Annotated in this window: 14 protein-coding genes and 1 pseudogene; 7 read left to right on the top strand and 8 right to left on the bottom strand. The window is 68.2% G+C overall.

Going from position 1 to position 15,172, the window contains the following annotated elements; genetic code table 11:
* Positions 1-86: 86 nt before the first annotated feature.
* From C560_RS0108630 to C560_RS0108615, 4 genes are all read left to right on the top strand, one after another.
* Entirely contained in the window at positions 87-911 is an 825-nt protein-coding gene (locus C560_RS0108630) for a sugar phosphate isomerase/epimerase family protein (RefSeq protein WP_026537897.1), read from the top strand.
* Positions 912-1,009: 98 nt separating this feature from the next.
* The gene (locus C560_RS0108625) at positions 1,010-1,783 is read left to right on the top strand and encodes an SDR family NAD(P)-dependent oxidoreductase (RefSeq protein WP_026537896.1); all 774 of its coding nucleotides are present in this window, start codon (positions 1,010-1,012) and stop codon (positions 1,781-1,783) included.
* 59 nt (positions 1,784-1,842) lie between these two features.
* A complete protein-coding gene (locus tag C560_RS0108620; protein ID WP_026537895.1) occupies positions 1,843-3,585 on the top strand; it encodes a dihydroxyacetone kinase family protein in 1,743 nt (580 codons plus the stop codon).
* Positions 3,586-3,599: 14 nt separating this feature from the next.
* Positions 3,600-4,064 (top strand): ribose-5-phosphate isomerase, encoded by a 465-nt coding sequence (locus tag C560_RS0108615; RefSeq protein ID WP_026537894.1) that lies wholly within the window; start codon positions 3,600-3,602, stop codon positions 4,062-4,064.
* 48 nt (positions 4,065-4,112) lie between these two features.
* On the opposite strand, the gene C560_RS0108610 is transcribed toward C560_RS0108615, so the two are convergent.
* From C560_RS0108610 to C560_RS21455, 4 genes are all read right to left on the bottom strand, one after another.
* Positions 4,113-5,243 (bottom strand): sulfite oxidase, encoded by a 1,131-nt coding sequence (locus tag C560_RS0108610; RefSeq protein ID WP_442853148.1) that lies wholly within the window; start codon positions 5,241-5,243, stop codon positions 4,113-4,115.
* Between the two features lie 146 nt (positions 5,244-5,389).
* Positions 5,390-6,244 (bottom strand): SDR family oxidoreductase, encoded by an 855-nt coding sequence (locus tag C560_RS0108605; RefSeq protein ID WP_026537892.1) that lies wholly within the window; start codon positions 6,242-6,244, stop codon positions 5,390-5,392.
* A 4-nt stretch (positions 6,245-6,248) separates the two neighbouring features.
* The gene (locus C560_RS0108600) at positions 6,249-7,253 is read right to left on the bottom strand and encodes an aldo/keto reductase family protein (protein WP_026537891.1); all 1,005 of its coding nucleotides are present in this window, start codon (positions 7,251-7,253) and stop codon (positions 6,249-6,251) included.
* A gap of 40 nt (positions 7,254-7,293) precedes the next feature.
* Positions 7,294-7,929 carry a hypothetical protein gene (locus tag C560_RS21455; protein ID WP_043422839.1) on the bottom strand — a complete coding sequence of 212 codons (636 nt, stop codon included), beginning with the start codon at positions 7,927-7,929 and terminating at the stop codon, positions 7,294-7,296.
* A gap of 289 nt (positions 7,930-8,218) precedes the next feature.
* On the opposite strand from C560_RS21455, the gene C560_RS0108590 reads away from it, so the two are divergent.
* Positions 8,219-8,647 carry a YchJ family protein gene (locus C560_RS0108590; RefSeq protein ID WP_051533078.1) on the top strand — a complete coding sequence of 143 codons (429 nt, stop codon included), beginning with the start codon at positions 8,219-8,221 and terminating at the stop codon, positions 8,645-8,647.
* A gap of 25 nt (positions 8,648-8,672) precedes the next feature.
* On the opposite strand, the gene C560_RS0108585 is transcribed toward C560_RS0108590, so the two are convergent.
* The 4 genes from C560_RS0108585 to C560_RS0108570 form a co-directional block, all read right to left on the bottom strand.
* Positions 8,673-9,467, bottom strand: a complete 795-nt coding sequence (locus tag C560_RS0108585) for a hypothetical protein (protein WP_026537889.1) — start codon at positions 9,465-9,467, stop codon at positions 8,673-8,675.
* 116 nt (positions 9,468-9,583) lie between these two features.
* Entirely contained in the window at positions 9,584-11,551 is a 1,968-nt protein-coding gene (locus C560_RS0108580; protein WP_051533077.1) for an acyl-CoA dehydrogenase family protein, read from the bottom strand.
* Between the two features lie 147 nt (positions 11,552-11,698).
* Positions 11,699-12,037, bottom strand: a complete 339-nt coding sequence (locus tag C560_RS0108575; RefSeq protein WP_026537887.1) for a hypothetical protein — start codon at positions 12,035-12,037, stop codon at positions 11,699-11,701.
* Positions 12,038-12,240: 203 nt separating this feature from the next.
* The gene (locus C560_RS0108570) at positions 12,241-12,621 is read right to left on the bottom strand and encodes a PepSY domain-containing protein (protein WP_026537886.1); all 381 of its coding nucleotides are present in this window, start codon (positions 12,619-12,621) and stop codon (positions 12,241-12,243) included.
* A 163-nt stretch (positions 12,622-12,784) separates the two neighbouring features.
* Between C560_RS0108570 and C560_RS0108565 the strand changes: the two genes are divergently transcribed.
* A complete protein-coding gene (locus C560_RS0108565) occupies positions 12,785-14,257 on the top strand; it encodes a DUF3375 family protein (RefSeq protein ID WP_026537885.1) in 1,473 nt (490 codons plus the stop codon).
* A gap of 2 nt (positions 14,258-14,259) precedes the next feature.
* Positions 14,260-15,135, top strand: a pseudogene (locus C560_RS21450) (DUF4194 domain-containing protein); the annotation flags it as partial.
* Positions 15,136-15,172: the final 37 nt, after the last annotated feature.

Genomic DNA, 15,172 nt, shown 5'->3' with positions numbered 1-15,172 from the left:
CTTCAAAGGTTGACTGTTGACAGTCGAATTTTGTAGTGTGGTCCATATCACCACCGCCTCCGGGCGCTACCAGAGGATCAACGACGATGTTCAATTCCCGACTCGGCTGCTCGTCCATCAGCTTCCGCCACCAGAGCCTGCCAGAGGCCCTGCGCACCATCGAAGGCCTCGGCTTTGAGGAAATAGATCTCGGGGCCCTGCCCGGAGTGTGCGACCACGTTCCCTACGACCTCGACGCCGATGCCGTCGCCGCCGTCACGGCCGAAGTGGTTGCCTCCGGGCTGCGGGTCCGGTCGGTTAACGGGGACATCGGAGACCTGAACGCCTTGCTCGACGCCGACGCACAGTCAGCACGGAACCGGCACCTTGACGCGCTGCTCGCCCTCGCGGCCGGCATCGGCGCCAAGGCCCTTGTCCTGCCCTGCGGCGCCCTCGGCCACGACCCGGTCCGCGGCCTCGACGAGGACCTGGACACCGTTGCCGCGCAACTCACCGCCGCGAAGCGGCGGGCCGACGTGTTCGGCGTCGAGCTCTGGACCGAGTCCCTGCACTTCCTAAGGTTCTGCTGGAACCTTGAGCGCGCGGAAGAGCTGGCCGGGCGGCTGGCCGGTTCCGGGGTCGGGATCGTCATGGACTTCAGCCACATCGTGGCCGCCGGCGAGGATCCGTTGGACTACCTCAGGCGCCATCGGGGCCGGATCGCCCACGTCCACTTGCGCGATGCAGTGCCGGGGAACATCAACCTCAGCATCGGCAACGGCCAGGCCGATTTCGCCGCCGGCCTGGAGGCCCTCGCGGCCGACGGCTACACCGGCCACTTCTCCCTGGAGCTGGAGACCCGGGACGTCACCCACGGGGAGCGCCCGGCGGCGGCCGCCAAGGCGGCGAGCTTCATCACCGACCTCATCTGAACCATCGACTGCTCCGAAACGGCCCTTTTGGACCCCCAAAACGGCGCCACTGGAGCAATCGATTCAATCCAAGACACAACACCAACCCAAGGAGCATCATGAATACCATCCAGCGCACCGCCGTCCTCACGGGGGCAACCTCGGACCGGGGCATCGGCATCACCACTGCACGCCGCTACGCCAGCCAGGGCTGGGCCGTGGTGATCCTGGACCTCGACGGCGAGAAGTCTGCCAAGGTCGCAGCGGAGATCGGCAACGAGTTCACCGTTCCCGCGTTTGGCTTCGAGATCGACGTCGCCAGCGAGGACTCCGTGACAGCCGCGTACAACGCCGTGGCCGCCGAGGTCCGCTCCGGCAGCCTTCCCGCCGTCGGGGCCCTGGCCAATATCGCCGGCATCACCTCCCCGGTGCCGTTCCTCGAGACCACCCTGGACCTCTGGAACAAGGTCATGGCCGTGAACGCCACGGGCACCTACCTGGTCACCAAGGCGTTCCTGCCGGACATGATCGCCAGCGGCTGGGGCCGGATCGTGAACATGTCCTCGGTTTCCGCCCAGCGCGGCGGCGGCGTCTTCGGCAAGGTCCCGTACTCTGCGGCTAAGGCCGCCATCCTCGGCTTCACCAAGGCCCTGGCCCGCGAAATAGGCAGCACCGGCGTGACCGTCAACGCCATCACCCCCGGCGCCGTGGACACGAACATCCGTGTGGGCAGCACCGAGGAGCAGGAAGCGGCCATCAACGCGGGCATCCCGCTGGGCCGCAACGCCAGCACCGAGGAAATCGCGGCCGTCATTACCTTCCTGTCCTCCGAGGACTCCGCCTACCTCACCGGAACCACCATCGACATCAACGGCGGAAGCCACATCCACTAGCCGCCGCACTGTTCAGTTGACCGAGCGACAGACGACCGGCGCAGCCGAGAGAGCCCACGATGACCAGAATATTTAACAACCCGTCCGATTTCGCCGAGGAAGCCCTCGCCGGCTTCTGCGACGTCCATGCGAACCTGGTGCGCCAGGTTCCCGGCGGCGCCGTCCGGCGGCACCGGCCCCGCCAACCGAAGGTGGCCGTGCTGGCCGGCGGCGGCTCGGGGCACTACCCGGCCTTCGCCGGGCTGATCGGCACCGGACTGGCCGACGGCGCCGTGGTGGGGAACATCTTCACCTCGCCGTCTGCCCAGCAGGCGTACTCCGTGGCCAAGGCGGCGGATTCCGGCGCCGGGGTGGTCTTCACCTATGGCAACTACGCGGGCGACGTCATGAACTTCGGGATGGCCAGCGAACGGCTCGCCGCCGAGGGGATCGAAGTGGAGAACGTCCTGGTGACCGACGACGTCGCCAGCGCGCCGCCGTCGGAGTCGGAAAAACGCCGCGGCATTGCCGGTGATTTCACGGTCTTCAAGATCATGGGCGCGGCCGCCGAAGCCGGCGCCGACCTGGCCGAGGTGGTGCGCCTGGGCCGGAAGGCCAACGACCTGACCCGCACCATCGGCGCTGCCTTCCACGGCTGCACCTTCCCCGGCGCCGAGGCGCCGCTGTTCACCCTCGAGGACCGGCAGATGGGCCTCGGCCTGGGCATTCACGGCGAACCCGGCCTGTTTGACACGGATCTGCCGCCCGCGAAGGAGCTGGGACAGGAGTTCGTGTCCCGGCTGCTGGCTGAGACGCCGCATAGTGCGGGAGACCGCATCGCCGTCATTCTCAACGGGCTCGGTTCCACTAAGCACGAAGAACTCTTCGTCCTCTGGCTCAGCGTCGCAACGCTGCTTCGCGCCGCCGGCTACACACTGGTGATGCCGGAAGTCGGCGAACTGGTTACAAGCCTGGATATGGCCGGTGTGTCCCTGACCGTGACGTGGCTCGATGACGAACTCGAGCCGCTCTGGGCAGCTCCCGCCGAGACCCCCGCCTACCGGCGCGGGAATGCCGCGCTCCCCGGCGGCCAGGCGGACGAGTCGGCCACGGCCGAGGACACGGAGGCGCCGGAGGCCTTCGCCGCGGCAGAAGCTTCACGCGCCTATGCACAGCAGTGCGTTGCCGCCCTGGCGGCAGCCCGCGAAGCCATCCACGACGCCGAGAAGTTCCTTGGCGACCTCGATGCCATCGCCGGCGACGGAGACCACGGGCGGGGCATGGTGCGCGGGATTAATGCGGCCAGTGCCGCCGCCGCAGACGCTGCGTCCCGCGGTGCCGGTGCCGGTGCCGCTCTGGCCGCCGCCGGCGATGCGTGGGCGGACAACGCGGGCGGCACCTCCGGGGTGCTGTGGGGCGCCGGCCTGCGGGCCTTTGGCGAGGCCCTCGGCAACGACCACGCACCCAGCGCAGCCGAACTTGCGGCAGCGGTGGCAGCCTTTGCCGCCCGGATCGCCGAGCTCGGCAAGGCCGACGTCGGCGACAAGACCATGGTGGACGCGCTGGTCCCGTTTGCCGAGACCTTCAGCCGGCTCACCAGCGAAGGGGCGGGGGCGGATGCCGGCTGGGCGGAAGCTGCCCGGGAGGCTGCCTCCGCGGCGCAGGCCACCGCGGCCCTGCGCCCGCTGAAGGGCCGGGCGCGGCCCCTGGCGGAAAAGAGCGTGGGCACACCCGACCCCGGAGCCACGTCCCTGGCAATGGTGTTCACTGTGTTCGGTCCGCACCTTGCCGGTGTGCGGCAGGCTGCAGGGGCACGCCCGTGAGCCCGGCAGCAGGGATCCGGCTCATTGTGGGTGCGGACGAGGCCGGAGTGGATTACAAGGACCAGATCCTGGCGGACCTCCGGACTGACCCGCGGGTGGCCGAGGTCATCGACATCGGCGTCAACCGGGCCGACGCCCCGGAGGAGTTCGCCAAGCCCTACCCGTACGTGGGCATCGCCGCGGGCGAATTGATCCGGGACGGGCACGCGGACCGGGCCATCCTGTTCTGCGGCACCGGGATCGGTGTCGCCATCGCCGCCAACAAGGTGGACGGCATCCGGGCCGCGACCGCCCATGACTCCTTCAGCGTGGAGCGCTCCGTGCTCTCCAACGACTGCCAGGTCCTCACGATGGGCCAGCGCGTGGTGGGGCTGGAACTGGCACGGCGGCTGGCGCGGGAGTGGATCGGCTACACCTTCGATCCCTCGTCCGCCTCGGCGGACAAGGTGAAGGTGCTCACCGGCTACGAGGGATGCTGAGCCCTGCCCCGGGCCGCCCGGCCAGGCACGGGCCCGGGCTCCGGGCCGCTACGCCACGCTGACCTTGATCCGCTGCACCACGTTGTTGCCCATGCCCTGGTAGTTCCATGCCGGCTCCAGCGGCTGTTCGGCGCCGGTGGCATCGGTGGCCCGGCAGGAGAGCTCGTGTTCGCCGGGATCGGCCACCCACGGCATCGACCACGCACACCATGCGAACGGGGCAGCCGGGTGCTCCAAATGGGCCGGGGCCCACTTTCCGTCGATCCCGACCTCGACGCGCTGCACGGCGCCCTGCCCGGACCACGCCCGGCCGGTCAGCATCACCGGTCCCGGGGGCAGGATCCGGCTCCGGGTGAAGAAATCCGGGACGCCCGGGGGAACCATGAGCGAGCGGACCTTGATCCAGTTGACCGGGGTGCCGGGATCCTCGGCATCGTGCTGGTAGCGATACGCCACCGCCTGCTGGAAACCGTCATAGGGCTTGGTCAGAACCTTGATCGAGGTCAGCCACTTCACGCTCGCCATGCCGTACCAGCCGGGCACCACGAGCCGGAGCGGATAGCCGTGCTGGGGCGGCAGGTCTGCGCCGTTCATCCGGTAGGCGAGCACGACGTCGGGCCGCAGGGCCTCCTCGATCGGCAGGCTGCGCGCGTACTGCTGGGCGACGCCGCCCTGGCTGCCGGCGTCGGCCCCGGTGAAGAGCACCTCCACGGCGTCGTCCTCCACTCCGGCGCGCGTCAGCAGGTAGGCGAGCGGGACGCCGGTCCATGCGGCGGTCCCCACTCCCTCGAGTACCCACGGCTGGCTCAGCGGACGGGGCCGCAGGAGGGACCGGCCGTTGCCGGCGCACTCCAGGGTGACCGGGAGGGTGATGCTCGGTGCCCGGAGCAAAGCCCGCAGGCTCAGTTCGAAGGACCGCTGCACGGCGCCGCCGATCCACAGATGCCAGTGTTCGGCGTCGATGAACGGGATGTCGAAGTGGGTGAGCACGTAGTGCAGTCCGGGCGGTGTGGTGTCGCTCCGCAGGGCCTCGAGCGGCATGGAATGGTTCCGCACGGCGAGCTGGAGCTCCTCCGCCGTCAGCGGGCCGTGGCTCGGTTCGCCGGGATGCGCCCGTTGTCCGGCCTGCCGGCGCGGACTCCTCAGGACAGAAGAGTGTCTGGACATTTGCTTTGGCATGGCACGCCGCGATTCTTCTGAAGGACCAGCCCGGACTTGTGGAGGACCAGCCCGGTTTTATAGGTGTCACCTGGTTTCAGGTCTACGCCGCAGCCCGGAAACCGTCAACACCGTCCGGTCCCCTCCGGTCTCTTCCGGCCCAGGGGCTACAGCGTGTGCGCCTCGGCCAGGAACTGCTCGAGGCTCAGCGGTTCGCGGCCCGTCAGCTCATGCACCGCCGACGTCGGACCGGCGAGTTCACCGGCGGCGATGGCCGTGTAGGTGCTCACCCAGGCGTCCACCTGCCATGGCGGGGCGCCATAGGAGGCGCGGGACGCGTAGGCCTCCGCCAGGGTCTCGTTGTGAAAGGTGATGGCCCGGCCGGTTCCGGCGGTCAGGAGTTCGGCGCCGCGGGCCAGCGAGATATCCTCCGGGCCGGTCAGGTCGTAGGTCCGTCCCACGTGCAGGGACGGGTCCCGCAGCACGGTGACAGCCGAGCGGGCAACGTCCGCCCGCGCCACGGCCGCCATCACGCCGTCCCCGGCGGGGCCGCGGATCACGCCGTCCTCGCCGGCCAGCAGCGGCAGGAAGTCCAGGTAAAAATTGTCCCGCAGGAACGTGTAGTCCATGCCGGAGGCCTTGATGCGCACCTCCGTCGCAAAGTGGTCCCGGCCCAGCGTGAACGTGGAGTCCGGCGCCGCGCCGAAGAACGAGGTGTACACAATGTGCTGGACCCCGGCTGCGGCCGCCGCATCGATGAAGGCGTAGTGCTGCTGCAGCCGATCCTCGGCCTCGGCTGCGGAGACCATGAACAACGTTTTCGCCCCGGCCAGCGCCGCCTTCGCCCGCTCCGGTTCGGCGTAGGTGGTCACGAAAGGTACGGTGCCTTCGAGCTCAGGTGCCCGGGACGCGTCCCGCACCAGGAGCCGTTGCTGGCTGCCGGCGTGGGCCAGCAGCCTGGCCACCAGGCCGCCCAGTTGGCCGGTGGACCCGGTGACGGCAAGCTCGGGAGCGTTGGGCATGGGCCTAGGCCTCGCGGGAGGCGGGCGATTTGGTCTGCGCGGGGTCGCGTTCGGCCAGCGAACCGATGACGGCGTCGATCTTGTCCATGATCACCGCGTCCAGCTTCACACCCGCTGCCGCGACGTTTTTCTCGATTTGCTCCGGCCGGGACGCGCCCATGATCGCCGAGGCCACGTTCTTGTTCTGCAGCACCCAGGCGATGCTGAGCTGCGCCATGGTCAGCCCGGCCTCCTCCGCGATCGGCTTGAGCTGCTGGACGCCGGTGAGGACCTCGTCGGACATCCAGCGCTCGATCATCCGCGAGCCGCCCTTGGAGTCCGTGGCGCGGCTGCCCTCGGGGGCAGGCTTGCCGGGATGGTACTTGCCGCTCAACACGCCCTGGGCAATCGGGGACCAGACGATCTGGGACAGGCCCAGTTCTTCCGACGCCGGAATCACCTCGGCCTCGATCACCCTCCACAGCATGGAGTACTGAGGCTGGTTGGAGATCAGCTGGAAGCCCAGCTCCCTGGCGAGGGCATGGCCGTCGCGGATCTGGTTGGCCGTCCACTCGCTGACCCCGATGTACAGGGCCTTGCCCTGCCGCACGATGTCCGCGAAAGCCTGCATGGTCTCTTCCAGCGGCGTCTCGTAGTCGTAGCGGTGGGCCTGGTAGAGGTCCACGTAGTCGGTCTGCAGCCGTGTGAGGGAGCCGTTGATGGATTCCATGATGTGTTTGCGGGACAGCCCAAGATCGTTGTGGCCTTTGGGCCCGGTGGGGCCGAAGACCTTCGTGAAGATTTCCAGCGACTCGCGGCGCTCGTCCTTCAAAGCAGCTCCGAGGACCGTCTCCGCCACGGTGTTGGCATACACGTCGGCCGTGTCGAAGGTGCTGATACCGGCGTCGAGCGCGGCCCGGACGCACTGCGTAGCGACGTCGTTCTCCACCTGGGAGCCATGGGTCAGCCAGTTGCCAAACGTGATTTCTGAAATCTTGAAGCCGCTGTTCCCGAGGTATCTGAATTCCATGGGTTCCAACGTAGCGGACTTGCCTGCCCGGGGTAAGGGCTCAGCCGGCCTTCCGCTCCTGGGCCGGCTGTTTGGCCTTCCCGGGCGGCAGGGTTCCGCGCAGGGACACGAGCGATCCGGTGTCCAGCAGGGACTTCGCTGCGGGCATGGGCGGCTTTTTGAATGCCCGCGGGACGGCGCCAAGTGTTCCATTGGTGTCCGTGGCCGACTGCACGAGGGCAGAGACTTCCTTGATGTCCTGTGCCGGTGCCAGGGGGTTGGGCAGGTCCCGGACGGTGACCCGGACGGCCGGGCCGGCCTCGGCTCTGGCCCTCGCGGCGGCGCGGGCATCTGCCCGGGCCACGGCGGCCGCCCACTCCGGGGACAGCGCCGGTTCCTTCTTGCCTGCGTTCCGGTCCGGGCGCGCGGGCTTCGCGGCCTTGGCCGGCTGGTGCCGCGTCGGCTCCTGTGCCGCATTTTCCCGTGCCGCATCTTCCCCAACCCCTGGTTCCCGTAGTACGGGGCTGCGGCGGAGGAGCCCGGCGGCGGCCAGGACAACGACTGCCGCCAGCCGGCCGACTCCTGCGAGCACGAGGGTGGCGGCGAAAACCAGGAAGAGGCCGAGGAACATGAAGAACGCCACGCCGAGGGTCCCGAAAAAAGTCAGGTTCAGCGCAATGGTCGTTGGATCTTCCATGTCACCTCTCCTTGCCGGCCTGCTTCAGCGTGGTCCCTGCCGCAAGCACGTGGCGGGCAGGAGCCCCCTTAACAATACGTACTTTTCGCCGGCCCCGTGCCGCCCCCGGCAGTCGTGGCGAAGATGTGTCAAAGCCGTTATCCGCGGGCGGGGCACGTGGCTCCCGGCCGGGCGTCTATAGTCAGAGACAGCCCCGCCGGCGTCGTCCGGCCCGCAGGAAGGACACCGTGTGACGCACGCCGCAGCAGCCGATTCCGAGCCCGCCGGAGCATCTGGTACGGACCGGTCGGTGAGTATTCCGGAAGCGGCATATTCCGCGCCGCATGAGGGGAACTGCCCGTGCCTGTCGGGCGAGGCGTATGTGCACTGCTGCGGCCGGTTCCATCGCGGGGACGCCGAGGCGCCGACGGCGGAACAGCTCATGCGCTCCCGCTACAGCGCCTTCGTGGTCCGGGACGCGGGCTACCTGCTCCGGACCTGGCATCCGGACACGCGCCCCGCGGAACTGGAGTTTGATTCCGGCCTGCAGTGGCGGCGCCTGGACATCCTCTCCACCAGCCGCGGCGGCCCGCTGGACAGCGAAGGCGTGGTGGAATTCGCGGCGCACTACCGGCACGAGGGCGAACGCGGCCTGCACCGCGAAACCAGCCGCTTTGTGCGGGTGGACCGGCGCTGGTATTACCTGTCCGGCTACGAGTCCGGCGGCCTGGCCGGCTGACGCTTCCGGAGCGGGCGCCGTCGGGCTAGCGCCGTCCGGCTGAAGTGTCCCCGGCTGAGTTGTCCCCAACGGGGTGGTTCTCAACCGTTGCCGCCGGGCTGAACCCGGCCCGGTCCACCTTGCGGTGGAAGCGCATGCCCGCGAGGCCGCCCAGCACTGCGCCCACCAAAGCCACCGCAGCCACGACAATCGCCGCGATGATGCTCAGGGTGTTCAACTCGCCCTCGTTGATCGGGATGCGCGGGAAGCTGTTCAGGTTGGCCAGGATGTTGAAGCGCTGCCCGGCGACCAGGCCCAGCGCGGCCACGACGATCGCGGCGATCAGGGCCCAGATCCAGACCATGAAGCCCTGCCGGGCGCCGTTGAAGCGGGCCATCCGCCCGGCGACATACCCGCCACAGTAATAGGAGACCAGAAGGATCCCGAGCAGCACGATGATGCCGGTCAGCCCGACAGTCTGGTTGTTGGAGGCCTGGTCTACGGCGTCGTTCACATCAGTGTTGGTAGCCAGTCCGACGGCGGTGCCGCCGGCAGCGACCAGCGCGGTGAGCAGCACGGCCGTACCCGTCGCCGCCAGCCAGCCGAAGAATGCCGAGCCGACCTTGATGCCGCCGAACTGTTCCTTCTCGCGGGCCACGACGGTCTCGCGCGTGGGGATCTCATCCACGACAGTGTCGGCCACAGTGTCGGAAACCCCGTCGCGGACCGGTGCGTCGCGGACGGGGTCGTCGTGGCGGACTGCCGTCACCGGGCGGGTCGTGGCGTCTTCCTGCGTGGCGGGGCGTGTCGTCTTGTCGTCGGGGCCTGCGGTGCTGCTCATGAGGGCTGCTCACTTTCGCTGAATGACCGGGCACCCTGGAGGTGCCGGTCTGGCGTCAACCTAACCACGGCAGAATCCGGTTAGCAAGGATGCTTACTATCCGTGGCGGCTGCCCGTCAGCGGTACTTGCGGTGCAGGTCCGCCCGGACGGAGGCCCGCCGGCTGGCGTCCGCGATCCACGGGCCGGTTCCTTCGGACTGGTCGAGGATCCCGGCCTCCAGCCAGGCGTAGTCGCCGGCAAGCGTCTTGCGGGCCAGGGCATGGTCGGCGTCGTCGGTGTTCCGCCACAGCCGGTCGAAATATTCGTCGACGCGAACACGGGCCTGTTCGCAGTACGCCTCGGCGAGTTCATACGCGGAGGCGCCGCGTTCCGGCTGAGTCCGCAGCAGCATCTCGGCGCGCGAACAGCAGGCTGCCATGGCAAACAGCTCGGCACCGATGTCCACAATCCGGCCCAGGAACGCCTGCTTGTGCTCAAGTTTGGCCTGCCAGCGGCCCATTCCGTAGAAGGTCTGCCGCGCCAGGCGCCGCGAGGAGCGCTCCACGTAGCGCAGCTGTTTCGCGAGCCGGCCGAAGTCGCTGTAGGACCGCGGGTCCATGCCGGCGCCCGCCACAAGTTTGGGCAACCACTTCGCGTAGAAGCCCGAGGCGCCGACGGCGGCCTTCGCCTTGTCGGAGAGGCGGGCGTCCTCCGAGGCGAGGTCTCCCGCGGCCGCCAGGTGCGCGTCCACAGCTTCGCGGGCGATCAGCAACCGCATGATTTCCGAGGACCCCTCGAAGATCCGGTTGATCCTCATGTCGCGGAGCTGCTGTTCCGCGGCGACGGCGCGCTCGCCGCGGGCCTCGAGTGAGTCGGCCGTTTCAAAGCCCCGGCCACCGCGGATTTGCACGAGTTCGTCCGCGATGAGGCAGCTGATCTCCGTGGACCACAGCTTGGCCAGGGCCGCCTCGATCCGGATGTCCTTCTGCCCGGCGTCGGCCATTTCCGCGGAGAGTTCAAACACGGCGTCCAGGGCGAAGGCGCTGGCCGCGATGAAGGCGATCTTCTTGCCCACGGCCTCATGCTGGCCGATCGGCCGGCCCCACTGCGTGCGGGCCTCGGACCATTCGCGGGCGATCTTCAGGCTCCACCGGCCCGTCGCGACGCACAGTGCGGGGATTGAGAGCCGGCCGGTGTTCAGTGTGGTGAGGGCGATTTTCAGGCCCTGCCCTTCCCGGCCCAGCCGGTTGGCCGCGGGGACCCTGACCTGGTGGAAGCGGGTGACGCCGTTTTCGATCCCGCGGAGCCCCATAAAGGTGTTGCGGTTTTCCACGGTAATGCCGGGGCTGTCCATTTCGACCACGAACGCGCTGATGCCGCCTTTGTGGGCGGTCCCGTCCGCATCGGTGTGCGGCGGCACGAGGGCCATGACCACGACGAGTTCGGCGATAACACCGTTGGTGGTCCACAGTTTGACGCCGTCCAGGAGGTAGGACTCGCCGTCGTCGGAGAGGACGGCAGTGCTGCCCATCCGGGCGGGGTCGCTGCCGACGTCGGGTTCGGTGAGCAGGAACGCGGTGATGGCGCCGGCGGCGCAGCGGGGCAGGTATTCACGCTTCTGGGCCGGAGTGCCAAAGACCTTGACGGGCTCCGGCACGCCGATCGACTGGTGCGCGGAGAGCAGGGCGCCGAGGCTTGGGTGCACCGAGCCGAGCAGGGCCAGTGCGCGGCCGTAGTAGACGAGCGTGAGGCCCAGTCCGCCGTATTCGCGGGGAATTTTCATTCCGAACGCACCGAGCTCGGCGAGCCCCCTGAGATAGTCGTCCGGGATCCGGTCGTCACGTTCGATGGTGCGTCCGGACATCGTGCGGCAGTAGTCGGCGAGCCGGGCCATGAACGCCTCGCCGCGTTCGACGTCGTCGGCGGGGGCCTCGGGCCACGGGTGAATCAGGGACAAATCGAAGCTGCCAAGGTAGAGGCCCTTCGCGAAGCTGGGCTGGCTCCAACTGGTTTCGCGGGCGGCCTCCGCAATGGCACGGGCATCGGCGGCCGTCGCGTCGGGACCGACGTGCTCAGGCGCCCCGGCGGCCGACGGGCTCGGAATATCTGGTGCTGGAGTACCTGGTGTCGGAGTACCTGATGCTGGAATACCTGACGCGGTGGCGGGGTCTTCAATGGCGGAGCTCACGGGGCATCTCCTCTAACCTGGTTACCGGCTTGAGCCCTGGATCCGCCGCGGGTGGAGGACCCTTCAGCTGTCCCGCAATACTACTCGCGGGTAAGTGCCTGTGCTAGGGGAGGACTGGCCCGGATAGTCGGCCCGGAAGTCCGTGCCGAAGTCGACCTGGAAATCGGCCGGCAACTCCACCGTTGAGGCGTGGTGGACCAGCCGGTCCCAACCGTGGTTGATGCCGCGGACCAGGCCCACCACCGCGCCGGCCAGAAGGTACCAGGCGAGCCGGCCCACGCCGACCAGAACCATTGCCGCGAACGCGGACACCATCATGAAGGCGCCGATCATCACGGCAAACACGAGGGTTCCAATGACCACCATCGTGCCGGTTTCCACTGCGCTTAGGTCGAACTGCATTCTTCCCCCTGCACCATTGCTCCGGTTGAACCAGTAGCCCGAGCGTAGGGTGCCGGGGGGTGCTGAACTAGGGTCCTTTGGACGTTCGTGGCCTCTTGATACGGGATCGAAATGCTACCGGGGCGTAGGTCACGGCGGAGTTGCGGCACCCTCACCAATCGCGGGTGTCGCCCCCTTGTCAGTGCCGGGATGCTGCCCTTGCGTCAGTCTTCGTCGTATTCAGGGGCGCTCTGGCTCATGACCTGGAAGTCCGCGCCGAGGGCGACTTCGACCTGCGACCCGTCGTTGAGGCGCACCTCGACCTCGTAGGCCGCACCGGAATCATCATCCCGCTCCACTTCGGTGACACTGCCCTGGCCTACCTTCGCCAGCGCGGCACTTGATGCCATGGCACGGTCGGCGTCGCTGAGCGCCGGTCCGTCGGAATCGTCACCGATCTCAAAGTCCCCGATCTTGGCTGTGAGGGCGCCCGCACTTCCGGACCAGACATCCCTGGCCTGGGTGGCCCCGACCGCAATTGACGCTCCCCCCAGCACTACCGCTGCAGAGGCCGCCCCCGTGATCCAGATCGTTCTCTTCCGCATGATCGTCTCCTTTCAGCTGGTCATTCCAGTGTGCGCCGACACATGGGAGCAGACAACGATGAATGCGGACTGGGCCCTGCGTTAACCTTGTAGCTGGCAGATTTTCGAATCGCTGCCCCGTAACGCCACCCCAAACCATCCCCTGGCAGCCGAAGGAGAGCGCGTGTCCCGTTCCGCCGTGTCATCAGCCGACGCCATCAGCGCCCGGCTCCGGGACCTTGAGCTCCTCACCAAGGGACCTGCCTGGGCGCTGACGCGCTCGGCACCGTGGGTGATCGCCGTGCTCCAGGCTTCCTTCACCCGCACGCGCGCTCAGCTGCCGCTGGAACAGTTCCACGCCGACGTCGACGCCTTCCTCGAGCAGCTCCGCCGGCAGGCACCGGGCACGGGAGAGCAGCACAGCGGCTCGGCCAACGGCACACTCTCCGGAAAGAAATACGCGGACGAATGGACCCGCAAGAACTTCCTGACCCGCCGGAACCAGTCGGGCCAGATCGTTTACGAAGTCACCGAGCCTGCTGCCCGCGTCCTGGCCTTCCTGGACAGCCTCTCCAGCGAGCGGTCCACGCTGAACGGCTCCCGGCTCGGCACACTGCTCGGCGATGTGGAGAAGCTCGCCAACGAGACCAACCCGGACCAGAGCGCACGCATTGAATCCCTCGAAGAGGAGATCGACGAACGCCGCCAGCTGATGGAAGACATCAGCTCCGGGGACTTCGACGGACTGCTCGACGACGACGAGGCCGTGGAGGCCGCCGGCAACATCCTCGATCTCGCGGCCAGCCTGCCCGCGGACTACAAGAAGATGCGTGACCGGATCGAAGAGCTCGTGGGGGAGCTGCGCAACCAGATCATCGAGGAATCGCTCAGCAAGGGCGCCACCATGGCGCAGGTCCTCGAGGCCGACAAGCGGCTGCGGCAAAGCCCCGAAGGCCGGACGTTCCGCTCCTTCACCGCGTTCCTGGAGGACCCGCAACAGCAGCTGAGGTTCCGGTCGGCGATCGGCGAAGTGCTGAGCCGGCAGTTCGCGGACGAGCTCAGCCATGATGAACGCGAGACGCTCAAGAACCTCGTGGCCGAACTCCGCACCCAGCACAGCCAGATCCAGCGGATCTACGGCAAGCTCAGCGAGAGCCTCAACACCTACGTCCAAAGTGACGATTTCCGGCAGTCAGTCCGGCTCCGCAAGGTCCTGCGCGAGGCCGAGCAGGCGATCCGCTCCCTGCCGTACGAGCGCGAACGGCCCGGCCTGGTCCGCGGCCCGGTGCTATTCAGCGCCGGCTTCGAGTCCCTGGCCATGGTCAAGCTCTTCGATCCTGACGAATTCGCAGCGCCGCCCAAACTGGCCGACCCCATCGCGTTCTCCGACTCGGACCGGGCGCGCTCGCCCCGGACCGCCAAGGCCAAGCCGGAAGCCATCCGCGCCGCGCTCGCGGGCGCCGCAACCCTCACCGAGGCCTGGGCGCAGCTGCCGGCGGAGGAACGCCACATCAACTCCATCCGGGCCCTCCTCTCGCAGACCCTCCACGAGGGCGCCGGCTTCGACCGGGGCGCCTGGGGCCCCATCGAATTCGAACAGATCGACGGCACCACCCGCACCGCCTACCTGCCCGTCGTCACGCTCGCGAAGGATTGACCATGACTGAAGAGACTGTGACCGAGACCCTGACAAAGACAGAGGCAGAGACAGAGACAGAGGCAGAGACCGCCACGGCGGACCTGCAGTCCGCGACCGAGCCCGCCACAGCACCCGCGGAAAGCGAGGGCGCCCACGTCCGGAGCGACCCTTTCACCGTCACTCCCCGGGACACGTTCGTCGACGGCGCCGCGCTCTTCCCGGGCGACACCGGCGTGCTGCCCATGAAAGTGCGGCAGGCGCTCGTGAAGCTGCTCAAGGGCCCGTACATCGACGGCGGCCGCGACGAAAAGCTGTGGACCACGCTCCTGGACAACCAGCTGATCCTGCGCAGCCGCCTCTCCGAACTCTTCCTCACCCTGCAGCTGGACCACGAACGCAAGGTCGCCGTCCTGCGCCCCGTGGACCCCGAGGCGATCGGCGGCAGTACCCGATCCAGCATCCTGCGCCAGCAGCGTGCCCTGAGCCGGGTCGAGACCATCGTCCTGCTCCGCCTGCGCCTGCTCCTGGACCGCCACGTCACCGCCCAGACGGACCCGACGATCACGCGCGAGGAAATCGCCGAACTCGTCGCCCACTACCAGCCCACCGGCCAGCAGGACGCCCTGCGAGATGCCGACGTCGTCAATCGCGCCATCACCAAACTCCTGGCCCGCCAACTCCTCCTCGCCACGGGCCTGGACGAGGTCTACACCATCTCCAACGCCCTCCCGCTGGCCCTCCCGTTCGAAAACATCGGCGACATCCCGGCCCAAATCGAAGCTTTGGTAGCGGCCAGCACAGACCAGTCGGGAACGGAGCCGCTCCTGGAACTCGACGACACTCCTCTGGCCGGCTCTGGCTCGGAGGATGATCCGGACGACGACGCCGATGCCGCCGCCGTCGGTGACGATGACACCGACGCAGCAGCCGATG

The organism is Arthrobacter sp. 9MFCol3.1 (assembly GCF_000620385.1).
Classification (GTDB): Bacteria; Actinomycetota; Actinomycetes; order Actinomycetales; family Micrococcaceae; genus Arthrobacter.
The sequence above is the reverse complement of the archived record's forward strand: the minus strand, read 5'-3'. Positions and strand labels throughout refer to the sequence as shown.